Annotated in this window: 23 protein-coding genes and 1 tRNA gene; 11 read left to right on the plus strand and 13 right to left on the minus strand. The window is 55.2% G+C overall.

The genetic code is table 11. The annotated features are described in order from the left end of the window. Positions 1-174 precede the first annotated feature (174 nt). On the plus strand, positions 175-2,322 hold the full coding sequence (locus AD949_RS03745) for a M3 family metallopeptidase (RefSeq protein WP_048836221.1): 2,148 nt from the start codon (positions 175-177) through the stop codon (positions 2,320-2,322). Between the two features lie 55 nt (positions 2,323-2,377). On the opposite strand, the gene AD949_RS03750 is transcribed toward AD949_RS03745, so the two are convergent. After that, positions 2,378-2,710 carry a hypothetical protein gene (locus tag AD949_RS03750; protein WP_244463393.1) on the minus strand — a complete coding sequence of 111 codons (333 nt, stop codon included), beginning with the start codon at positions 2,708-2,710 and terminating at the stop codon, positions 2,378-2,380. Positions 2,711-3,044: 334 nt separating this feature from the next. Between AD949_RS03750 and AD949_RS03755 the strand changes: the two genes are divergently transcribed. From AD949_RS03755 to AD949_RS03775, 4 genes are all read left to right on the plus strand, one after another. Beyond that, positions 3,045-3,120 (plus strand) — tRNA-Glu (locus AD949_RS03755). 131 nt (positions 3,121-3,251) lie between these two features. Further along, positions 3,252-4,400: a site-specific integrase gene (locus AD949_RS03760; protein WP_061504634.1), complete on the plus strand. Its 1,149-nt coding sequence runs from the start codon at positions 3,252-3,254 to the stop codon at positions 4,398-4,400. Positions 4,401-4,581: 181 nt separating this feature from the next. Continuing rightward, positions 4,582-4,956: a helix-turn-helix transcriptional regulator gene (locus AD949_RS03765; RefSeq protein WP_052944628.1), complete on the plus strand. Its 375-nt coding sequence runs from the start codon at positions 4,582-4,584 to the stop codon at positions 4,954-4,956. Positions 4,957-5,849: 893 nt separating this feature from the next. After that, positions 5,850-6,740 carry a 3'-5' exonuclease gene (locus AD949_RS03775; protein WP_006560305.1) on the plus strand — a complete coding sequence of 297 codons (891 nt, stop codon included), beginning with the start codon at positions 5,850-5,852 and terminating at the stop codon, positions 6,738-6,740. Between the two features lie 135 nt (positions 6,741-6,875). On the opposite strand, the gene AD949_RS03780 is transcribed toward AD949_RS03775, so the two are convergent. Then, positions 6,876-8,300, minus strand: a complete 1,425-nt coding sequence (locus tag AD949_RS03780) for a DHA2 family efflux MFS transporter permease subunit (RefSeq protein WP_048837087.1) — start codon at positions 8,298-8,300, stop codon at positions 6,876-6,878. A 48-nt stretch (positions 8,301-8,348) separates the two neighbouring features. Beyond that, positions 8,349-8,915 carry a hydrolase gene (locus AD949_RS03785; protein WP_048837086.1) on the minus strand — a complete coding sequence of 189 codons (567 nt, stop codon included), beginning with the start codon at positions 8,913-8,915 and terminating at the stop codon, positions 8,349-8,351. A gap of 108 nt (positions 8,916-9,023) precedes the next feature. Between AD949_RS03785 and AD949_RS03790 the strand changes: the two genes are divergently transcribed. Beyond that, entirely contained in the window at positions 9,024-9,683 is a 660-nt protein-coding gene (locus AD949_RS03790) for a TetR/AcrR family transcriptional regulator (protein WP_048837085.1), read from the plus strand. Positions 9,684-10,002: 319 nt separating this feature from the next. Here AD949_RS03790 and AD949_RS03795 read toward each other — a convergent pair whose 3' ends face one another. Then, on the minus strand, positions 10,003-11,067 hold the full coding sequence (locus tag AD949_RS03795) for a hypothetical protein (protein ID WP_141325436.1): 1,065 nt from the start codon (positions 11,065-11,067) through the stop codon (positions 10,003-10,005). Between the two features lie 53 nt (positions 11,068-11,120). Here AD949_RS03795 and AD949_RS14265 point away from each other — a divergent pair, with 53 nt between their 5' ends. Beyond that, a complete protein-coding gene (locus tag AD949_RS14265) occupies positions 11,121-11,762 on the plus strand; it encodes a hypothetical protein (protein ID WP_052944626.1) in 642 nt (213 codons plus the stop codon). Next, positions 11,756-12,226 (plus strand): hypothetical protein, encoded by a 471-nt coding sequence (locus AD949_RS14270; RefSeq protein WP_048837083.1) that lies wholly within the window; start codon positions 11,756-11,758, stop codon positions 12,224-12,226. The genes AD949_RS14265 and AD949_RS14270 overlap by 7 nt, the downstream gene beginning before the upstream one ends. 282 nt (positions 12,227-12,508) lie before the next feature. Here AD949_RS14270 and AD949_RS03810 read toward each other — a convergent pair whose 3' ends face one another. After that, the gene (locus AD949_RS03810) at positions 12,509-13,504 is read right to left on the minus strand and encodes a lipase family protein (protein ID WP_048837082.1); all 996 of its coding nucleotides are present in this window, start codon (positions 13,502-13,504) and stop codon (positions 12,509-12,511) included. 972 nt (positions 13,505-14,476) lie between these two features. Here AD949_RS03810 and AD949_RS03815 point away from each other — a divergent pair. Then, on the plus strand, positions 14,477-15,844 hold the full coding sequence (locus tag AD949_RS03815) for an AbiJ-related protein (protein ID WP_048837081.1): 1,368 nt from the start codon (positions 14,477-14,479) through the stop codon (positions 15,842-15,844). A 367-nt stretch (positions 15,845-16,211) separates the two neighbouring features. On the opposite strand, the gene AD949_RS03820 is transcribed toward AD949_RS03815, so the two are convergent. The 5 genes from AD949_RS03820 to AD949_RS03835 form a co-directional block, all read right to left on the minus strand. Then, positions 16,212-16,868, minus strand: a complete 657-nt coding sequence (locus tag AD949_RS03820; RefSeq protein ID WP_048837080.1) for a class I SAM-dependent methyltransferase — start codon at positions 16,866-16,868, stop codon at positions 16,212-16,214. Between the two features lie 192 nt (positions 16,869-17,060). Beyond that, positions 17,061-17,564: a hypothetical protein gene (locus AD949_RS03825; protein ID WP_048837079.1), complete on the minus strand. Its 504-nt coding sequence runs from the start codon at positions 17,562-17,564 to the stop codon at positions 17,061-17,063. Between the two features lie 75 nt (positions 17,565-17,639). Beyond that, positions 17,640-17,927 carry a hypothetical protein gene (locus AD949_RS03830; RefSeq protein ID WP_020943931.1) on the minus strand — a complete coding sequence of 96 codons (288 nt, stop codon included), beginning with the start codon at positions 17,925-17,927 and terminating at the stop codon, positions 17,640-17,642. Then, complete coding sequence (locus AD949_RS14025) at positions 17,920-18,057, minus strand: hypothetical protein (protein WP_156102453.1); 138 nt, start codon at positions 18,055-18,057, stop codon at positions 17,920-17,922. Before AD949_RS14025 ends, AD949_RS03830 begins: the two co-directional genes overlap by 8 nt. A gap of 26 nt (positions 18,058-18,083) precedes the next feature. Further along, positions 18,084-18,323 carry a hypothetical protein gene (locus AD949_RS03835; RefSeq protein WP_048837078.1) on the minus strand — a complete coding sequence of 80 codons (240 nt, stop codon included), beginning with the start codon at positions 18,321-18,323 and terminating at the stop codon, positions 18,084-18,086. A gap of 183 nt (positions 18,324-18,506) precedes the next feature. On the opposite strand from AD949_RS03835, the gene AD949_RS03840 reads away from it, so the two are divergent. Together AD949_RS03840 and AD949_RS03845 are read left to right on the plus strand one after the other, a co-directional pair. Then, the gene (locus AD949_RS03840; RefSeq protein ID WP_048837090.1) at positions 18,507-19,151 is read left to right on the plus strand and encodes an XRE family transcriptional regulator; all 645 of its coding nucleotides are present in this window, start codon (positions 18,507-18,509) and stop codon (positions 19,149-19,151) included. 145 nt (positions 19,152-19,296) lie between these two features. Continuing rightward, positions 19,297-20,175, plus strand: a complete 879-nt coding sequence (locus AD949_RS03845; RefSeq protein ID WP_048837077.1) for an FkbM family methyltransferase — start codon at positions 19,297-19,299, stop codon at positions 20,173-20,175. 91 nt (positions 20,176-20,266) lie between these two features. On the opposite strand, the gene AD949_RS03850 is transcribed toward AD949_RS03845, so the two are convergent. The 3 genes from AD949_RS03850 to AD949_RS03860 form a co-directional block, all read right to left on the minus strand. Next, positions 20,267-20,476, minus strand: a complete 210-nt coding sequence (locus tag AD949_RS03850) for a hypothetical protein (protein WP_048837076.1) — start codon at positions 20,474-20,476, stop codon at positions 20,267-20,269. A 290-nt stretch (positions 20,477-20,766) separates the two neighbouring features. Further along, positions 20,767-21,429 (minus strand): hypothetical protein, encoded by a 663-nt coding sequence (locus AD949_RS03855; RefSeq protein ID WP_061504633.1) that lies wholly within the window; start codon positions 21,427-21,429, stop codon positions 20,767-20,769. Positions 21,430-21,431: 2 nt separating this feature from the next. Next, on the minus strand, positions 21,432-22,109 hold the full coding sequence (locus AD949_RS03860; protein ID WP_244463476.1) for a hypothetical protein: 678 nt from the start codon (positions 22,107-22,109) through the stop codon (positions 21,432-21,434). Positions 22,110-22,994: the final 885 nt, after the last annotated feature.

A 22,994-nucleotide genomic window follows, 5' to 3' on the forward strand; every position in this document is an offset into this window, starting at 1 on the left:
TTTTGATTCAATATTTTCTTTCTGGAAAGAAAAGTCGTTTTGAACCCATTCCTTATGTGACCCAAATACCACAGAGCTTTCTTGACTCGCCACTCTTCCGCCCCCTAACCGTGGAGACCCTACCCCGGCGTAACGGGACTCCTGCTGCTCCGGGGCCTTTGAGGAGAGTTCTGTATGACCCATCGTTCCTGGCTTTACACCCTGACAGCCGCCACCTGTCTGGCAGGATGGAGCACGGTTGCCACAGCCGCCTCCCTGCCTTCCCCTCTGGCCGCATCCAACCCGTTTGCCACAGAAAGCACGCTGCCTTTCCACGCCCCACGCTTTGATCTGATCAAGGACACGGACTACCAACCGGCGTTGGAGCAGGGCATGGCCGAACAGGCCAGCGAAATGGAGCAGATCGCCAACACGTCCGCACCGGCGACCTTCGAGAACACCATCACCGCCATGGAACGCTCAGGCCGCCTGTTGGACCGCACGTTAGAAACCTTCAACGGTGTCTATTCCGCCAATACCAACCCTGTTCTGGATAAGGTGCAGGAAGTGGTGGGGCCGAAACTGTCCGCGCATGAGGACAGCATTTACCTCAACCCCAAACTCTTCGCGCGTGTAAAGGACCTACATGCCCACAAAGAGACGCTGGGGCTGAACGCTGAACAGAAGCAAGTTCTGGATGTTTACTACCAGAATTTCGTGCAGGCCGGAGCTCAGCTTTCTGATGCTGACAAAGCGAAACTGCGTGACCTGAACACCCGTCTGTCGAAACTGGAGACCGTGTTCCAGCAGAAACTGCTGGCCGGCACCAAGGCCTCCGCCCTCATTATCTCAGATAAAGCGAAGCTGGCAGGTCTGGATAATGGAGCCATCACAGCAGCGCTGACCGCCGCCAAAGACCGCAAACTTGAGAACAAATGGCTCCTGCCGTTGCAAAACACCACACAGCAGCCTGCCATGGAAAGCCTGACCGACCGTGAAACCCGTCAGGCCCTGTTTGAGCAGTCATGGACGCGCGTGGAAAAAGGCGGAGATAACGATACGCGCGACACAATCGCCACCATCGCACAGCTCCGCGCCCAGAAAGCAGCCTTGTTTGGCTACAAGAATTATGCAGCCTATGTTCTGGCGGACCAGATGGCTAAAACGCCGGAAGCCGTGCACAATTTTATTGCACAAATTGTGCCCGCCCTTGATGCGGAACAGAAGCGTGAAGCCGCTGATATTCAGAACACCATCACCAAAAATGGCGCATCTTTCCAGCTCAAACCGTGGGACTGGCCCTATTACGCGGCGCAGGTTCGTAAAGCGCGCCTCAATTTTGATGAAAATCAGGTCAAACCCTATTTCGAGCTGAAGACCGTCTTGCAGGATGGTGTGTTTTTTGCCGCCAACCGCCTTTATGGCATTACCTTCAAGCAGCGCACAGATATTCCGACCTACAATCCGGATGTCATGGTGTTTGAAGTGTACGATAAAGACGGGTCTGAACTCGGCCTGATCTATTTCGATTACTTCCAGCGCGATAATAAGAACGGCGGTGCGTGGATGTCCAATTTTGTCGGACAGTCTACTCTGCTGGGCACAAAGCCGGTTGTGTATAACGTGGCCAATTTCACCAAACCTGCAAAGGGCGAACCGGCCCTGATCAGCTTTGATGATGTCACCACCATGTTCCATGAATTCGGGCATGCTCTGCATGGTTTGTTTGCCAGCCAGACCTACCCGATTATCTCCGGCACGTCCGTCGCACGGGACTTTGTGGAGTTCCCCTCTCAGTTTAACGAACACTGGGCGCTGAACCCCACGGTACTGGCGCATTATGCCCGCCATTACAAAACGGGCGCGGCCATGCCGGAAAATCTGGTAGCCCTGCTGAAAAAAGCGGCGACCTTCAATCAGGGTTATCGTCTGGGTGAAGTTGTAAGTGCTGCAGAACTGGACATGGACTGGCACAGCCTTGGTGCCGATGCTCCGAAACAAGATGTCGATACGTTTGAAAAATCCGCTCTAAGCAAAATGGGGCTGGAAACAGACCTCGTGCCACCACGCTACCGGTCCAGCTACTTCCTGCATATCTGGTCCAATGGCTATTCAGCCGGGTATTACGCCTATCTGTGGACCGAAATGCTGGATGACGACACGTTCGCATGGTTCGAGAAAAATGGTGGCCTGACCCGCAAGAATGGCGAACGCTTCCGCAGCATGATCCTCTCCCGCGGTCATACGCAGGATTACGGCCCGATGTTCCGCGCCTTCTACGGCAAGGACCCGGATATTGGCCCGATGCTGACGTTCCGTGGCCTGAACAGCTCCAAAAACTGATTTTGCTCTTTCGGGGGCGCTTTCGAGCACCCCGCTGAACCTTGCAAAACGGCGGTTATTCTGCGCTCTGCGGGATAACCGCCGTTCCTGTATAAGGGCCCTCGCAAAACGTAATCTGGCCCAGCGTCAGATCACACCGTGCATACGTGCCGTGCGGCTCTCGAACGACGGCACGACCAGTGTAAAACCCAGCACAGAACCGCACCGTGCCGAGCGTGACATCACACAAATGAAAGCCCCCCTCCTCCCGCACCACCGCCTGTCCGGTATAGGGGGCGCCACAAAACACCGGCCGCCCGATTGTCAGATCACACCGGGCAATATGGTCGAACTCCTGCTGCTGAAAACCAACCCCGTCGCCTCCAGAAGCCAGTCCGGTCTGTGTCATCAAGCATGTGCCACTCACGATCAGACACAATATCAAGACAGCCACTCTGAGAAGAGGTTTCCGCGTTATCTGACGCCACATCGTTTGTTGCTCTATCCCATGCTGCTCAGTCCCCCGCCCACGACGTGGTCCAAAATGATACGGATGTCTGGCACACACTATAAGAAGCACACACTACTCCTTGCATGATAGCACGCCACAAGGCTCAGGAACCCCATGCCCTGCGAAGCATTGTCCATGCGTTTTCTCTCCGATAAAAAAAATGAAAAAACTCAAAAAACTCGCTTGACGCTCCCCAGAAACCCCTCTAAATCAAGGCCCAACGCAGCCTCTTGTCCCGTTCGTCTAGAGGCCTAGGACACCGCCCTTTCACGGCGGCAACACGGGTTCGAATCCCGTACGGGACGCCATTGTTTTCATTGGCTTTTTTGGCGAAACTCTTCCAAAAAATATTAGTTTTTGCACCATTTTTGCACCATCGCGAGGAACGTCGTAGTATCTTCTCATGGTGGAAGATATCAACACGCCGGCAGGTGATGTCATGAGCGGGCGTACAGATCCCGCCACAGGCAAGGCTTTACCGCGCGGCGTAAGCTATCGTGGCCCCAGGCAATACATGACCCGTAAGGTGGTCGATGGCCGCCGGGTGCAGCAGACTTTCTCCACTGCGGCACAGGCCCGACGCTGGCTCAATGAAACAGCCGCCAAAGCAGAGCTTGGCCAGTTCACAGATACACGCCCTCTCGACAAGATGACGATTGGCACACTTGTTGAACGGTATCGCGATGAGTGCATGGCCGATCGGAAAGCTGACAGGATCGGGCATATCCCGGCCATTCTGCGCGACACCGTACTGTCTTCGGTACGATTATCGAAATTCTCAGCCGCAGACGTCCGTGGCTTCCGTGAACGTATGACCGCGGCCGGATATGCAGCCGCGACTGTGGTGAAACGCCTTAATCTTTTGGCCTCTATTATCCAGCATGCCATCTCGGAATGGGATATCGCCATCGTCAATCATGCGTCTGGCCGCGTTGTAAAACGACCCGAGGGGGCTGACAAAAAGCGTAACCGACGCCTCAAGGAAAATCGGGACTCTTCCCTTCCTGGAGAATTTGAACGCCTGATTGAAGCCGTCAGCGCCTCCCCTCACCCGGATGATGTCTGGCTTGTGCGATGGTCGATTGAGCAAGGCACACGCCGGGGCGAAGCCCTCCAGCTTCGCTGGGGCGACATTGACCTTCAGCGTCGCACCCTGAAGCTGGGCGGCGAAAGCGGAAAGACCAAGACGCATCGCCATCAGGAAGAGCACGGGCCAGAGATACGCCCCCTCACGCCGGGGGCACGTCGCCTCCTGATCGAGAAGCTTGCAACGCTTCCGTATCAGCCCAAGCCAACACAGCGCCTCTTTGATGTCGGGTCTGAAGCGGCGTTCAGTGTTCGATATGGCCGTATGGTACGAGAGGCCGGACTGAAAGATCTGACCTTTCACGACCTGAGACATGAAGCAACCAGCCGGTTAGCAAAATTGCTGCCCAATCCGCTCGACCTCAAACGCGTGACCGGTCATCGCGACCTGAAATCACTGGATCGCTATTATCAGCCCGTTCCTGAAGACATCAGTCGTCAGATTGAAGAGGCTGAACGTGTATTGGGTATGCTGTCAGAAGAGAAACTGCTGAAGGACTGAGGTCTCTTCATCTCCAGTCAGATCCCCCTCACTTCGCCAGAAAATGAAATGAAAGATCAGAGAAAGAATTTTCTTTCTCTGATCTCTCGTCCTGTGCTATCAGGTTTTCACGGTTCAACACCGTTCTTCTCCCCCCAAAAAACAATCTGGAATCTTGTGTCTTTTGGGGAGTCCTGCATCCTTGGCCCAGTCACCCGTCACGCCTAAAGTTTTGCGCTATCGCGATGCCGCAACCTATCTGGGCATTAGCCATGGCCGATTACGGAATCTGGTCAGCGAGGGACGTGGTCCAGCTTCCGTAACCTATGGCAAACGGGACAGGGCTTTTCCAATCGCCGCTCTGGATGCGTTTATCGATCAGCGGACAACTGGCTATCAACCCGCTACGCCAGAACCCGTCACGGTCAAACGTCGACCTGGCCGTCCCCGCAAGACCGAACAACGCAGTCAGAAACAGATGGCGCATTGGACCGCAGTCATGATGGCACTGTTCATGACCTATCTTCTTTGGGCCTATGGTTTTCTTGGTCTTGCAACAGGTTTCATGACAAACTGAGAACCATTAAAAAAACAGCACTCCTCGCTTTTGCCCGCGAGAAAACAAGCCTGTCATATCCGGAAGGTTCTGTTCGCTCTCTGGGTACAATACAGATGCATCAGATATTCTGACGATCACCAAAATGTACACTGAAGATAACTTCCGCTTACGTCTCTACGGAATTCAGAAACACCGGCCTCTCTTTCTTCATTGAAGTGCCTATCTCCAATTTCGGGGTACGGGAGCCAATTTTGACCTGACCTTTTCCCAACATAAACGGCACCTGAACAAGCCAACGCAGGTCACCCTTCATTCCTTTCGCCATCTGGTTTCAACAACGCTCAGAAATCAGGAAAGTCACATTCGAGAGCTTTGGCTTCATGACCTGTTAGGCCGTGAAGCCACCCATAACCGCCAGGACACAACCCAAAGAAAGATTCACCTTCGCTCAACCGAACACCTCTTTCCAATCAATGTATGACAGGAAATCGGTCGCTTAATTCAAGGCCCAACAGCGTGACGTCGGCACATTCTGATCTGTCTGGGGATTAGGTGCAGTTAACACACACAACACCGTCTGCTTACGCCCTTCTATTGTTAAAAGAACCCCTTGCCCCGAATAGTCCGTCGTGCTGATGACCTTGAAGCCCTTGTTCAATAACTCGGTCAAAGACATCGGGAGCGGTTTCAACATCGTGGGAACCGCTAAAGGACTATAGGGAGATTTCACACCTGATTGTGGCAACCAGTCCCCCGATGACTGGGCAAAACAACCAACAGGCCCTAAAAGACCAAGAGCTGTCGCGAGGATAAAACTGGCTTTTCGCATGAGACTTTTCCCTTCTAATGCTGCCATAGCCTGTAACGGACTGTCTCCTGTCTATCATACCAGACTGTAAGGGAGAACTTCTGTGAAACACGCGCCTTTGGAAGCCCAAGCACGCACCTTGGAAGCCACGGGCGCTTACCGGGTCTTACGTCGTATCGCACCCCTTCCGCTTGAGACGCAGGGGCCACGTGATCACACCCGTATAGGCCTTTTTCTGGATCTGGAAACGACCGGCCTCGACCCGGCCTGTCATGAAATCATCGAATTCGGGATGGTGCCGTTTGTCTATACGCTGGATGGCCGCATTCTCGGCACCTTACCAGCCTTCAATCGTCTGAGAGAGCCTTCCCACCCCATCCCTCCCGAAATAACCGCCCTCACCGGCATCACACAGGAGATGGTTGCAGGTAAAACCATAGCCCCTGAAGAGGTCGCCCAGTTCGCGACACAGGCAGCCCTCATCGTTGCCCATAATGCCAGATTTGACAGGCTGTTTGCCGAACGCTTCTGGGAGGGGTTTTCCACAGTGCCCTGGGCCTGCTCCATGGAAGATGTGCCCTGGCAGGCAGAAGGCTTTGAAGGGCGCAGCCTTGGCTATCTCGTCATGCAGGCCGGATGGTTTTTTGATGGACACCGGGCCGCCGATGATTGTCTGGCTGGTGTTACCCTGCTCACCACACGTCTGCCTAAAACACAGACCCCAGCCCTCTCCGCCCTGCTTCAGGAAGCGCGGCAACCCCGCTGGCAGATCTGGGCAGAAAATGCGCCTTTTGATCTCAAAGAGAAACTCAAGGCCCGTGGCTACCGCTGGAATGACGGCACCGATGGTCGCCCCAAAGCGTGGTTTACGGAAGTGCCACAAGCCCAAAAAGAAGACGAACTGCATTTCCTGAAAACGGAAATCTATCTTCGTGAGGTCGCTCTACTCACCCGTGAAATTACCGCATGGGATCGTTTCTCACACCGCGCCTGAAACACACCTTTCCATTCTCATCTTCCCTTACTCTTCGGCATGACAACAGCAGACTGACGGCAATCGCCCTCAAAGCAGAAAAATTCAGCAGAGCTTGCCTGAATTTGTTTTTTTTGGTGACCGCTCAAAGTACAGTCACGTCGAAGGTTGTCGAGGTTCGCGGCTATTTTCTGGGTGGTTGATGAAGCGCGTCGTGAGCAGCAGAACGCCATGAAATAACGCGAGCACTCCAAATGCTTCCGCAAAAGCCTCTGATGGGATATGAGACGGACCGGTTGTCGCGAGCCGCCATCCAAGGAATGTGGCGCACACCGTGGTCAACGTCGGCCCCCCGATCCTTTGCATGATGTTCAGCGCGGTCGTTGCCATGGGAATATCGTCCCGAGCGATCGACGCATACCCCGCGCTCATCGCCGGAATGCCCACGGCTCCTCCGCCACCACCGCGCAGAAGCAGGGCGACGCTCAGCAGGGCAACGTTCAGACCGCTATAGGCAAGCACCACCAAAATCACTGTTCCGACCAACGAGATAAGAGCCCCGCAACCGGTCAGATCGCGCGCGTCAAACCGGTCACTCAGACGCCCAATGAGCGGATAGACGCACATCATCCCCAGACCCAGGGGTGCCATGAACAGGCCCGTCCGCTCGGGCGAGACACCGCAGGCGTGGATCAGCCATATGGGTAGAAGCATCTGACCAGCGAACGATACCCCGTTCGTCAGAAACATGATGATCGCCGACACCGAAAAGGCAGGCGCACGCAGCAGGCGCAGGTCGATCAGCGCGTCATCACCCTTGCGTCGCGCGGATCGGACATACAGGACGAACAGCACGAGGGACGCGCCTAAGGTCGCCTGTCCATAAGGCCGGGCGACATGATCCATGCCGTAAAGAAACGAGACGAGAGCGGGCGCGAGAAATCCTAGCCCTGTCAGGTCAAGTGGACGGAAACGCTCGTCATGTCGATCGTCAGGGAGAAACAGAACGGCAAGGGCAAAAGCCGCAAGCCCGACCGGCACATTGAGAAGAAAAATCCATCGCCAGGACGCGACGGAGAGAATGGCACCGGCGACGACGGGTCCAAGAAGCGGCGCGAGCAGAACAGGTGCCGTCATCGCGCTCGCGACCCTCGGCATCTGTCGGCCCGCCACACGAGCTACTGTCATCTGCGCCATAGGGGCGAGCAGTCCGCCCGCCATGCCTTGCAGCAGCCGGAATACGATCAGGGACGGCGCAGACCACGCTAGTGCGCACAGGCCTGATGTCAGCGTGAAGGCACCGAAGCACCATAAATAGACCGCTCGCCCCCCGAGGCGGCTTACGAGCCATCCATTCAGTGGCAACGTCAGGGCGAGCGCCAGCAGATAGCCGCTGACCACCCATTGAATGTGTGAAAACGGAGCGTGCAGGGTCGCGACGAGATCTGGTAGCGACACATTGACGATCGTGGCGTCCAGTTGCGCCATGAAAGATCCGACCGCCGCGACGCTCACGATTTTCCAGGTGCCCGGAGGCAGTTGATCCGGGTCTAAGGCTGGCAACGACGTTCTGGCGTTCATGAATGATCTCGCGGGAAACCGTGAGACGCGCAGACATGAGCCATGCGTTTACGCATCCAGCGCGATCGCGTCGCTCGTCGTCACCCGGCCAAGACGGGGAAAAATCTCTTCGCAGGCAAAGCGCTGCATCTCTTCGGTGAATGTGGACATGATATCCTCGACGAGCACGACGTTATATCCGTGCTCATGCGCCGCTCTGGCGGTAGATTCCACACCCAGATTGGTGGCGATTCCACCGACCACGATGGTCGTGATCCCGCGTCGCCGCAGTTGGAGGTCAAGATCCGTGCCGTAGAAGGCACCCCATTGCCGTTTCGTGATACGCAGATCATTCGGTCCGGCGAGCCCGTCAACCAGTTCGGTCCAGTCGGGAGCAAAGCCTCCGGGCGGCGAAAAGGAGCGATCGACGACCGCATGCACCGCGTCCGCGAAATCGGGCGCGAACGCGACATTCACCAGAATGACGGGAGCACCGGCGGCCCGGAAACGCGCCGCGAGTTCTTTCGATCGTTCGACGATCGTGGCCCCCGGTATCGGGGCCAAAGGCAGTCCCGTGATTCCCTTCTGGAGATCGATCAGGACGAGGGCCGTCCGGGTGGGCGGAAGTGAAATCATGGCGTGAGCTTCCCTGTTGACGTTCGCGCGACCGTCCCGAAGCGTTGTCCAGACCGCACGGAACCGTTAGAAGTTGAGCATATACTCAAACAGGAGCATTATTTGAGGATGGACTCAAATAAGTCAAGAGCAAAACGGACACCTCTTCAGCCGCTACGCTCGGCCGGACGCCAGCGCGTCGAGGAACTGCTCGCGGCTGCGTCCGACCTGATGGCGGAACGCGGTTACGAGGCGACGACCATGGCGGAGATCGCCGCGCGCGCCGGGGCGAAGATCGGCTCGCTCTATCGCTTCTTTCCGAACAAGGAGGCTGTGGCGGACGCTCTGGTGCAGCGGCATATCGCCATTCTGGAAGACGAATACGCAGCACTTGCCAAACGTGCGGCCACGCTTTCGCCGGAAGCGTTGGCGGATATCCTGATCGAACTGCTTGTCACGCTTCATCCGCGTGTGAAATCGCTGTCCGCCCTGATGGAGGCGCGGACTGACAAGATGGAGATCCGCGACCGCGCGCGAGGTCATGCCGTGGCCGGAATTGCGGCGGCTCTGCGCGTGTGTGCGCCGGGACTGGATGAGGCGCTGGCGAAAGACATCGCGGCGGTCGTTCTGAACACCATGAAAGTCTTGCGCGGCATGCTCGCGAACGACGCGCCCACGACGTCGGGCGCGCCCGATGAGTTGCGGCGGATGAACCGACTTTATCTTTCCGACAGGCTGGCGCCGTTCCGGCGCGGTTCAGACAGCGCAACGGATGGAAAGACACGCTAAATGCGAACCGGAGACGAAGCCACACTCTCCCGGTGTGATGCGTCCTTCGACTGACGACGCGAGAGATCGGCCGCACTTGCGAAGTGCGAGATGCGCAGCGGCGGCTTCCGCCCTCATCTTGGACGTCTTGACGATTTTTGTAGTTTCCCGAAAGCTGACGTCGCCACACCCACGTCAATAGGCCAAGTTTGGGACTTTGCTGCCATTCGCAAGCCTAGTTCTAAATATCTGCTTTTGATATGTAAGCTGCCGCGACGGCCAGCCAACTTTCTGCTTCTACGACAATATTGATTTACGCTTTGGCGGGGAGGGCCGCTGGCTAATCGCGATCCCAGCCCTTGCGGCCGTCACAATAATTGCAGCCCTTCCATTCGCTTCCCTCCATGTCACCGTTGCTACCTTCCCCGCACCAGCCACAGGCGCTGATGTGATCGGTAAGCTCAAGACATCCGGTACAGAGATAATGGTCATGGAAAGAGACGACGGTCTGATGTCCGTCGCAACGCGTGCAATTGGCCGGCGTGACCCGATCATAATAATTGTCCGTAGTGACCGGATCGTCATCGACGATTTCAGCGATATCTGATGCATCAAAGACCGTGTCGCAGACTTCGCAGGTCGACGTTTCGTCGCCATCGGCTCGAAACTCCGCCGAACAATGGGTGCATTCCAGCGCGAGCCAGTGAGGTACGAAATGGCAGACATGGCATTTCGCGCAGTGAAGCTCGTGCAGTACGACCGCCGTCTCGGCAGCCTCGAAACCGCATCGGCCACATGCCGCCAGCACCTTGCCTTCGCCCTTCAGGCTGGAAAGCTTCTCGGCGAGGCTGGTAAAACGCGTCTGAAGATAGAGACGGTGTTCGGCAAACCGGCCGTCGAGCGCCTCTATGTCGAGGTCGAAGCGCTCAAATACATCCCGCCACTGGCCACCGATCAGGCCGACTAGTGCGTGCCACGCGTTGAGCTCCTCCATCGCGATCTGCTCGCGCACCACTGGATCGTCGATGTCCTGAAAAAAGTGGACCATCTTGTTGCGGTGCTTCCGTATGACGTCGAGCGTCTGGCGAACGCGGTCGGTGGGCGGGCTCCCCACGATCTTCGCAAGGCGCTGGCAAGCCTCCTCGAACGTGACCGATACGAAATCGCCGCTCTCGAAGCTCGCCAGATCGGGCGTCTTACTCACGACCAGGCTCCAATGCTCCTCCAACAGCCGCGCTTTCAGAAACAGCTCGACAGCCGAATGAAAGGCGATGATTGAATGCTTCGGCCTTTCCTTGAACTCTTCCGTCGCAAGCGTCAGAAAATCGACGGCGTTTGCGACTAGGTCTCGCATCGGGTCGGGGCGCTTCGCCTTTGCGCGGGTCTTTTTATTACCAGAGGACATACCGCTCTCTAACTCGAACCAGCGCAAACGAGAAGGAAGGATACAGTGCTAACATGCTCGACATCAATGTCATCCGCGACCCAGCGATCCTCTTAAACGGGCTGACCGGCCTCGACCGTGTTTTTACGCTCCATTACGATGAAACCAACAACATTCGACGGCTCCACCTGACGCCGAACGGTCTGAACGTCCGGGCTCCCCAATGTTTCGTGCTGGGCGGAGTCGCTCACCTCGGCCCAGCGCCCGCCCTCGATTTTGAGGAGTTGCGACAGGCCTTCCATCTCCAGAAATCATCGTTGGAACTGAAGCTGGAGCAGCTTGGCAAGGGCGACTTCCTGAGCCTGCTGAACGCACCCAAGATCGGTGCCTTCCTCGATTGGCTATCCGCTGCCAATGTCTTCATACACTATCAGGTACTCGACCCGCTCTATTGGTCGATTGTCGATGTCATTGACTCGATCATTGATGAACATGGCGCCCACGAACTCATGGCAATCGCGCCGCTTTTGAAAAACGATATCTTCACGCTGCTGCGGGACAGTCCTGGCGAGACTGCGGAGTTTCTCGGCCGCTACAGCTATCTTGATGTCGGTCGAGCCAACCGGGCGTCCTTCATTGCAGAATTGCGCGACTTGCTCGAAGCGAGACGAGCTTGGTTTCCCGACTTCAATTTTCAGATGCTCAAGGGGTGCTGAAGATCGCGACGGGCCTAGAAAGCCTCCCCTATCTGGAGGACGAAACCGCCAATGTGCTGATTGACGGCTTCGGCAGCTTTTACCTGCACCGACTGTCGCTGTTCAAACATTCGGCGCACGTCCTCGACATCGAGAAGGTGATCCAGAGTTATCTGGCTGGCCTGAACCTCGCGGATGGTACTTCGCTGCTGACGAATTTCACCTTCGTCGACTCCCGGACTGTGCCCTGGGTGCAGGTTTCGGACGCCCTGACGGGCTTGCTCGGCAAAATGTTCATGTTCGCCGCCAATCACGACGTCAATGAGATTGGTGAAGCGCTATCCGGTCTGAACGACCGACAACGCACCACGCTCGACACGCTCAGAAACCTGATCGAGCGAGCGATCGACGAATGCCAGGCCTTCGTCCACTACGTCATTTCGCTGGAGGACCAGCAGCGCGGATCGCTCATTCTCGGCTTCTAATTAGGTCCAAGGCGGCATGTGGCTCGCAACGAGCTGGCAATGAATCAGGGATACAATCGTAAGGAGACCAATCACGGTCGGTCAATTCGATCATCATGTGCGCCTTTTCCATGCTGCCGGGGTCATTTTTCTGCTCTTGATCTATAAGGGCCCCCGAGATCCCAAAAATTCAAACATATCTTAGGGCATTCCTAGAGCCTACAGACGACTCGGGACGGTGAATTTTGGCGTACCCCCCCCCACCGTCCCTTTCTCCCGATCATGCCGAGTCTGGCGGGGCCGTCACTTACCGCCGCTTGCAGCCAAGATCTTCGCAGCAATGGCGTCGATATAGGCTTCGATATCGTGCGCGCTGAAATCGACCGGGCTTAATTTCCTGGTGCGGAACGCTCTCATGATCTTCCCGATGGCCCTCTCAGGCTGCACAGCAGGCTTGTCGTACTTTTCAAGATAGGTCGCCTCGAAATCCTCGTCGAACATCGGCGGGGTTTTCGGGACAGGATCTCCACGCACGACGAGGCGGTAGTGCGGCCGCGAGATGGCTTCCCAGATCACGCCCTTTCCGATCCGCGGCGTGCCAAAGGTAAAACTCGACACCAAGCGCAGGTTTTTAACTCCGCTCCGATGCAACATGCCGCGATAGTCGTGCCAGGTGTCCGAGTGATATTGCCGCGCGAAATTGAGCGCCAAGGCGCCGCCGAGGCTATGACCGCAGACAATCAGATCGAGAGGTTTGCCATTCACACGCGATCTCGACTCAACATAGCTCTCAAGCAGTTGGACGACCGCTGGATAGAGGTTGGCCGCAAGGCCCGTGAACCCCTTGTGCAGCGTATACCTCTTTTCGCCATGGCGGTCAGGCGGTGCAATTGCATCCCCGGCAAAGTTGTGGATCCAGTCTTGCCAGTTGGCCGTACCACGAAAGGCCAGGACGAGCCGGTCCTCATCCCAGATCATGAGCGCGCCCGCACGATCCACTGCAAGCGTCCGATAGCCCCGCCGCGACTCAAAATCTTCCCGCGCCTCGCCTCCCTCGGGATCAATGGCCTGCTCGATCACCACCGATTGCGCGGCGAAGGAATCGGCAAAGCGCGAGGGAATGCGATCCTTATCTGCGTCATGAGGCAGTGTCGGATAAACACTGTAGGCTGCCCAAGCTGCCTTCGCGCAGAACAGCTCGGCCTCGTCGGAATGACCCGAAGGGACATCCAGTTTTGGGAAGTCGGCGAGACTGACCCCGTAGCGCCGGTAGACGTCGTTTTCGATACCTGCGCTCATTCAAAGCTACCCCAATCAACAACCACTTCGCCATATTGAAAGCCGAGGCCTATGTCCAGACCGACTATCATGGCGATCGCGCGTCCGGCGCGCGATATCGCGGCAAAGACCCCGGACCAATCCAGCTAACGCTGGCAGGCGTCACAGAAAAAAGTAAATCTGCTTGCCTGGACGATCCACCTTATTCGGGCAGTACAATCGATCGTCAGGCAAGGATCATTAAATGCGGAAGCGTTCGGGAGGTCTGGCTTGGGGCGCCGCTTCGTGGCGCCTAGCCCAGATATGCGACGGTAGCACTTGGAAAGCCCCCCGATCGATAATTAGGAATCGTGTGAACCGGCCGACGACGGCCTTAGCGCATGTTGCCGTCGGTCCGCTGAATGGTGTGCGAATGGCCAGTTCCGGGATGAGTAGACATTCAAGCGTCGACCACGGAATGGCTGGAGTTGGTCGGAAGCCGTCATGAACGTGAGCGCTGCGAATGGCAGCTTTCGGTCAGGCCTTCCCGACAACCGACATTCCGTAATCCCCCCCCCTAAACTGTCTGTCTGCCCAGCAATATGGAACCAGACACGCGGCAGTTACCGTTCTGTCGAACATACAGCTTCCCATTAGCTACCCACCGAAGCGGACATTCGGTGAACTTATCGTGTTTGTGTTCACACGGTCGCCTTTCTCCTTGCCGCCCTCTCGCTCCTCTGGTGGAGAACCTATCGTCGAGGAAGGCATACACTCCCCATCACTCACATTGAAACCCAAACCAGTTCAATGAAGTTCATACCGCCAAGGCCAAAGGTCATGCTCAAGGTCGACCTTGACCAGTATGCTGTTACGGGCCAACCTATGTAAGACGCCTCGTCGAAGACATGTACGCTCTACGTGATCGTACGCCCGAGCAGTGGTAGCAGGATTTCTCCGGTCAGATCGACGCTCTGCTGTGCACCATGCCACTTCTAGCTTGAATCGTAAGCGATGGACTACACGCAACTTCGCTCTTTATTGTCTCCGCTTATCATCGCCTTAAAGGACGTCGGCCCGCGTTCTACGCTGCCGACGCTTTGCGAAGAATTGGGGTTGCCCGCGCCTGTTGCTAACGGCACCAAGCGTGATTGTATGGCCTCCAGTATTGAGGCCGTGGCCGACACCGATCTACCTGCAATTGCATGCAAGCTGTTGGATTTTCGTCCACCGGCTGCCGCGACCCGCAATCAGATCCAGGACCTTCTCTGGAGCGACAGAGGGGGGCCGTCGATCCCCAGGCGTTATCGGCGTGAGGTCGCTCGAAGACTCAATGGCGAGGAATTGTATGGGGACGCTAGCAGGTTCGATGACCTTCTGAATCGGTTGTGGATATTAGATACCGACGACTGGCTTCACGTAATGAGTGGCAAGCCCATAGGGTTGCGCGCGGACATTCAGCAGCACGTCCACCAGAATCCAGGGGACTGGTCGGTGGAAACGCTGTTCGACCAATTGGGTGCCTATGATGCTTCCGATCGCCGCTTTGCGCTGTTTCTTGAAGGACTGGCTTCCGCCGATGTGCGGCCCGACGAGGCAGCACAACGCCACTTTGTAGCGTGCGTTAACGAGATGTTGCGCAACTGCGGTGTTGAGTTGCGTGAGACTGATTTGGAGGGAGGTTACCCGGTCTTTTCGATCGTTTCATCGCACGCGGCAGTCAAAGGCCGACCGAAAAATCTTATCTTTGCCTCACCCGACAAGCCCGATCTACGTTTCCGCGATGCGCTGGATAATGACGTCGAGATCGTCACGAATGCCGATAAGGTGCTCGTTTATGACCGTCCCATTGGTAATGATGGACTGCGCTGGAACGATCTGCAGCAGTGGTGGAGTGATACAGAGCAGATCGCTGATGCCGAGCAAGCCAAGCGCTCGCTGTATACGCGTCTCAAAGCCAGCTTGCCTCGCAACTCTCCGCCACAGACCTTGTTGTTCGAGGCCTTCTTTGAGGCGTTCCGCAGTGCCGTACCGAACTTGCCAGCACTGATACCGGAAGTATGGCTTCACTGGGATCCACTTACTGTCAAGGAGCGGGGGCCGGATGCACTTTTGCGCTTTCGCATGGACTTCCTGCTGCTGTTGCGGCAGGGGGTTCGGGTTGTCATCGAAGTGGACGGAAAGCACCACTACGCGGACAGCGTAGGAAATGCCGATGTGCAACGCTATGCACAGATGGTCCGGGGTGATCGCGAACTCAAACTTGCGGGCTATGAAGTCTTTCGCTTTGGAGCTGTGGAACTGCAGGCACCAGAAGCCAAGGCAAATGTGAAGACTTTCTTCGAGGCTTTGTTCAAGCGCTACGGTGTTCTAACAAGCTGATAACCCATCTCCATGGTAACCTGGCAAGCCTTTGGGAAGAACAGGGCGGGAGTTCCTGAAGTCTAGTTGCTTGTTCGGTAGCTGTCCAACAGGAATATCAGTGCTGCGAACGGCTTCTTTCGATCCCCCGTTTCCAATGGCAGACATTCTGCTTGCCCCCCATTGCAGCCATTCCCAAGAATATGGTGGCTCTATTCGACGCCAGCCGACACATAGTGCCTGGCAGACAGATGCTGGCAGCACAGTACGATCCAGAAGGAAGATAACGTAGTGCTTCTCCTTACCAAAGGAGTCAGAAATCTGTCAGGACTTTGAGTGGATGTCGAAATCACTCACACCATGAAGCTGAGGAGCAAAAGCCCCTCGCTCATCCAACACGCCTGAAAAAAACGGAATGCGCAGGCTGCGTTGTTTTGTGCCGTCGCAGAGGTATAAAGCCGTACTGCTTAAAGAGCATGGTCAGATTGGTTTCATTAAACCATTGCAGATGCTCCGGCGGACAGATATCGGGCCATGCCGCCAGATTCTGCGGTGTAGCCCGGTGGCCCGCATCCGGTGCAGAGAGATAGACAACCGCGTTTGGCCGTGTGATGGCCCGAAGGGTTTCCATGAACATCACAGGACTTCTCAGATGCTCCAGCAATTCTGACGAAAACACAAAATCAAAGCGCAGCTCCCGTTTTGCAAAGGCTTCAATATCCTCGGCAAAAAACCTCTGCTCTGGAAAACTGCGCCGTGCAAAGGCAATGCTGTTCTCGCTCAGATCAACCCCCGTGCCACTTCGCGCAAAACGACACAGAGCCGACAGCATGTGTCCACCGCCACACCCCAGATCCACTATGTCACGATGATACACATATGGAATAAACCACAGACTCCGCCAGAATGCGCGCCACCGGCGGGAGCGATCCTTGGGATAGAAATCCGCACACGCGCCCCGGTAGGTCGTCGCATAATAGGCGGCGATAACCGCCTCAGTCGGCATGGGATCAACAAACAGGAACGCGCAGTTTGAACAGCGCACAATCCTGTAACCATTCTTCTCAAGCTGTGGGTGACACACAGCGTGACACACTGGACACGTCACAGCAGGACGCACCGAGACATCAGGCATCGGGGAGAAATCCATTTTTTCAACTGGAGATTATTGTGAGGACATCGGTCGCAACGAGAGACTGGATGTCCTCACAGCACAGCTTTCCTACTGGAAAACCGTTTAGCCGTGGAATGTTCTCAGGAATTTATACTGATGTGTCGGACCATCCCATCTCCAGACAGGCTGTGTGCTGCCCGGTTGCCCAAAAGACAGATCATGCACGCCATCCTGTGTGGTCGACAGAACGGTTATATCGACAGCACCATTGTGCCAGACAACCCGATTGTCACGATCGAGAACAGTGAGTTCACCCCCTGTCTGCCCCCAACATGAATCTGGATCATAGGTCACGGTCGCACCCTGCAGAACACCACCAAGATCAAGATGTAGAACGCCGATCCTGTTCCGGTTCCCACAGACATTTTTATATCCGTGTGCGGTTTTTTCCAGATCAGGAACATGCCGCAATACGGCATCATCTTTTGCTGTTGCAACAGGCAGGTCACTGCCCGGATAGCTTTTTAACTCGTGAAACGCCGTTCCCGCATCCTGTGCCTGCGCTGTCGACACCAGACCACTGGCCGCACAGAGCATGAGAGACAGAGTTATCATTTTTCTTGTCATTTTCTATTTTCCTGTAATCGTATTTTAGAAATAGCGTCTCATTGGTCGGCTGGATGAGAGGTCCCTGCCCTCTCGTCACTCCACACCGTAGAGCTGACGCCTGTGAGCATCAGCGTCGCATTTCTTGCGCACTTCTTTAACGCTCCCCCACAGGCCGATCCCTGCAGCAAAGGCAATGAAGGGGTGCCACCAAAGTCCAATCGCAACACCACACAGAACCTGCCCCATCACACTGCCATGCTGTGCGATCCGGTATTCTTCTCTGTGCTTGGCTTCAATTTCCCCGAATTCGGCTTCATACTCGGCCCGACGCTGCTCCAGCCGACTGGAAGACTGCGCGCCAGATGCATCGTGCTCACCCATGAAACACCTCATGCACAAGACCGGCGACAATCAGCATGATCCCCACTGGTATCATGATGTCCGTTGCCAGAAAGACCGCACCCAGCCCGATGACCGCAATCACAACGAGCCCGCCTAGCAGTGTCAGCATCTACGCCTCCCGTCCTGTTTATTCACTTAAAGCCGCCCGATATCACGACACAGGCCCAGCAGATGCGAGAGCCGCTGCTGCAGGACAGCGCCCAGAACGATCAGCCCTTCCAGCAGACGGGCTCCATCACTATCGCCACGCAGATCATCCAGCCGGCTTCTGAGCAATCCGTGCTCCAGTTCCACCAGCCTGAACACGTCGTGCAGGCCGGCATGTAACTCTTCGAGACGAGGATCCGAGGTATTTTCATAAGACGCAGACATCATAATCCCTTCGACAAGACGAGGGTTTCATGCGAAGTTCAGCTTGCAAACCACGACGCCTCGCACATTAACCTTTCTCAATTCATACGATGTTCCGACTATACATACAAGCGGTTTTCTGCATATTTCAAGCCTCCCTGTTCTTCTGGAGGTTTAATGTCCCGACGCAACCGAAAGCGCCCGCTCATGGATGATCAACTGACCCTCATGCGTGAACGGGGAGAGCGGCTCCGTCAGGCGGCTCAGGCCATCGGTATTACACGCGCAGCCAAAGCAGCCGGCGTGCCCTACACAACCCTGCGCGACTATATGAATGGCGGAGAAATGAAGTTCTCTTCCATCGCCTCTCTGGCACGGGTCTGCGGTGTGTCTCTCGACTGGCTGGCTTATGGCGTCGGAGAAGAACCACCCCCTCACCAGACACCGGAGGAAGCGCCCGCCAGGGGCGGTCATCAGGCCGTCATCCCCTGGCTGGACAACCGCGAAGACGGGCTGCGTATCAGCAAAAGCTGGCTTGCCAGAACCTTCCGACAAGATGGCACAGCCTTACGGCTCGTGAGCGTCATTGGGGATGCCATGCTCCCCACTCTGGTCGAGAACGATCTCGTGATCCTCGATACCGCCAATCAGCAAATTCATGGTAGCGGCCTGTTCGCTCTTGCTGTGGACGACAGTATCCTGATCCGGCGACTTGAACGCCGACTGGGAGGCGGCCTGCGCGTCATCGCTGACAATGACCGCTATCCCCCTCAGGATCTGACACAGGACGAAGCCTCCGACCTGAAGATTGTCGGGGAAGTGCTCTGGACTGGGGGCGTTCCCAAGCGTTAAGAAGCCCCGAGAAAGGCTCCGCAATGCGCTACAAATGATTTTTCGTAGATTATAGTCATTTTTTCGCTTGTTGCATGGGTTTCTTCGCAGTATTTGTTCCTGAGAAATGCCGCCTGTTTTCTGGCGGCGATCTCAGGAGTTCTCTGTGCTGTTCTCCCCTGCCCTTCCCCCGCTGACAGAAACCAGGCCGGGTCAGGCTGCACTTGCCCCGTTCGGCAGCTATCCCATGACACGCCGCCAGCACCTTGCCCGCATGCTGATGCATGAACGCCCGCTCGGACGAGGACGCTTACGGCGTGTCGCAGTCTCATGGTTCCAGCAGGGACCCCAGATCGTAGATGGCACCTTGTTTGGCTATCGGGTCAGATTTTATCCGCGCGATAACCAGACCGATGCCAAGGGTGCGGTCTGTGGTGCACTTTATAAGAGACGTGAACTTTGCTGGCTACGCCGCATTCTCTCCCCGGACGCCAGTTTCGTGGATATTGGCGCAAATATGGGGTTTTTCTCCCTGTACGCGGCCCGTTGCCACACACGTAAAATTTTAGCGGTTGAAGCCAATCCGGTTCTGATGGATCGGTTTCGGGAAACACTCGCCCTGAATGAGCCCCTTCCGATCTGGTGCGTTTCCTGCGCGGCGGGCGCGACATCGGGAAATGGACAACTGAGGCCCCGCCACCATGACCTCGGCAGCGGCCAGATCTCCGCCGTCACTTACAAAAAAACACAGACGGGACAACAGGCGGCAACCATCTCCGTTCGTCCTCTCAAAGATATTGTCCAGGAAGCTGGTCTAAAGACCATCACTCTGATGAAGCTTGATATCGAAGGAATGGAACATGCTGTGCTGGACACCTATTTTAGAAATGTCTCTCCGATGCTTTATCCGCAACACCTGATTCTGGAACGTCCCGTCCACAGAGAGGCGCAACAGGCCCTGGAGCATCTGCTGATTGCCAGTTCACTTTACAGGATCAGCGGACGCACGCGCGTCAATTTTCTTCTGTCACGAAACCTTTCATAAAAAACGATAGATTTCAAAAACAGGCTCATTGTTTCAAAGATTCCCTCTGTCTGGAAAAACTGCTGCCTGCGAACAGGCAGCAGTCGACCGGTCAACTCTGGTTGGCAGAGGCTTCCAGCGCTTCACACGCCCGTTCAAGCTTCTCGGCCAGATCCTCGGCCAGCAAAATCAGGCCATCAAGCGTATCTGTGGACCCATCACGCACCTCTTTCAGGCCGGCGATGAGTGCTGCACGTATGATCAGCATGATTTCGTAAACATCCTGAACCGGCGCTGAAGTCGCGCAGAATTGATTTGACATGGATAATTTTCTTTCTGAAAAGTCGTTATCCTAGAAAATGAAGAAAATCCTCGCGCGCAGTGACACGGGATCCCCGATGCCACGAACACACGATGACCTTTTCCTTTTCTGGGGAGAAGGGCGACAACCCTTCGAAAGCTTCTCAAATTCTCAAAAAGACTAAGGAAAACGCCGAACTTCCACGGGTTAGGTAACCTACGGAAACCAATCAAACGGCATCCACAGATGCCTCAGAGGAAAAAGGGGACTGCACTGAGCAGCCCCCTTCCCGTCCTTATCTTTTTGATCCGTTACTCAAAATCTCGGTAGACGCGGTCTTCCATAACCTGCCACCCCTGTACCTTCCCAAATGGTTCTGAAGTGGGTGGAGGCGGCGTGCGGGCAACAGAAAGCGCTGCCAGCATATTCAAACGGCTCTCCGCAAGAAGGTGACGCAAGACAACACGCGACTGCATCATCCGTGTGAAAGCTTCACATTCAAACCACGGGACTTCAAAACTGGGCTGAAGATACTCGACCAGTTCTGCTAAAGAATAGTCACTGCTTTTGCCGAGATTATAAATCCGCGCGAGCCTGTGGAGACACAGTTGATGCGGTCGTTCTCCCCACGGAGCACCAAGTAGGCGGTGCAGAAACGAGACATTATAACCCGCCAGACACAGGGGAAGTTTCTGATCATGTGGAAACACCGCGTTGAAGAGACGGTCTTCAACAACGAAGTCACTTCCTCCCCGCTCACCGGGGACTTTCTGCAACACGCCTTGGAAAACTCCCCCATTCACGTCGGCAAATGTGTAGTCAGGTCGCATCACAAGATCACAATAGGCAAGCGATATCGGTAGCCCCTCTGCAAGCTGGGGCTGTCCGGGACCTGTGGGCGCAATATCGAGGAGCCGGATTGTGCCCTCGCGCCAGCACGGCAGGATAGTCGTATCTTCTTTTACTATTGTCATAATCAGGCTCCCCGCAGTGCAACATCATCGACGAGATCGATGCAGAGATCTTTCAGCTCCGCGGGACGGGCAAACATGTCGAGCCAGACCACGACTGGTGTTATGTCGAGAGCACGATAAAAGCTGAGACGCTGATCAAGACGTGCAAGCCATCTGCGTTCCTCTTCATTGCGTGTGACACGATCAGAGCCACAGCAGCCCACGACTTCGATATAGCGGGAAACATTTCCTTTCCGTAACGTTATATCGGCACGAAAAAGCCCCTCATCAAGACAGATGGGTTCGTGCACATCAACATGCATGTTACGGCGCTTCAGAGTGCAGAGCATCTGATAGACAATCCGTTCCGGCAGAGAATCCAGGATTGTGCCGTCAGTTGCAACTGGCCCAGAGACAGGCAAATGAGGCCAGCGACCGGCAGCTGTTTTCTGCACACGAGACCATTCAAGCGTGCCGCTCTCGCCAATAAAAACGAGATGCTGCCCGGCTGCTCCCATAAATCGGAACATGTGAGAATTGGGCGGCGCACCCAAGGCGAGAGTCATGTTTTTATAAAGCCGCAGATCCTCTTTGGTAGGATAAAAGATAGAGGACAGGACAGACGAACTGCTGGTTTTTGTTGAAAGCGTAGACATTGTAATTCCATGAAAGGAAGTAAGCCCGTAAAGAAGCCGTGCCATGAGGCACTTCTTCCTTTTGTGGGGAGGCTGGCACTGCAGCCTCAAACACTGCCCTTGTCCCTGGCAGGCTACAGCTCCCACAAAAACACAGACCCAATTTCTCCGTAACGCAGACACATCACTGCCGACCGCACGCTCACTCAGGCACAGAAAAAGTCACGCACGACTTCTGTCGTCTATTTTTCGAGAATTTTATCATTTTCACCACCATTTATGTTTGTGGAAAAATTGTTGTATTTTTTGCTTACAGTAATTGTCGCATTTCCGGGCTTTTCCACGCTCCCGGACGAGCCAGAAGGCGGAGAAATTTCACTACAAATCAATAACTTAAATATGTTCTTTTACTGACCACCTGGCGCCGCAAGGCAGTCAGCACGAAGTGTTTTTCGGTGCCCTGCACCAAAAACACGGTATCGTGCCATCTTTCTCTCTTTTTGACTTATTTAACAGCTTTGTAATGTTATTTATGTCTCTTTCTTTCTCATTCTGGCTTCTGACAAAGCTGTCGTTCTCTTTCTTCAAAAATGATCTAATCACCCCTTAAAACGTCTCTGTATTCGTTTATTTGAGGCTCTAATGTTTATGAGCGAGCTGTATAAAATTCTTCACAGAGGCGTTTTAAGGTCTGTTTTTGCTGTCATGGTTGTGGAGCGGCATGGTCGATTTTGCCGCTTTTTCGGGGTCTTTTTTGTTAAGAATTTTTCCGGAAAAGCGCGGATTCTGTTTTGCCCTCCACTCCGGTTTTTGTCGTGTTTTCGGCGGTTTTTCCTTGGACCAAGGATTTACCCCTGAAAACCGTGCGTGAACCCCTAAAATCGGGGGGGTTCTATAGGGGGGGGTCCTTGGAATAAGGATTTACCCCTGAAAATCGTGCGTGAACCCCTA

The organism is Acetobacter orleanensis, from assembly GCF_001581005.1.
GTDB classification, from domain to species: Bacteria; Pseudomonadota; Alphaproteobacteria; order Acetobacterales; family Acetobacteraceae; genus Acetobacter; species Acetobacter orleanensis.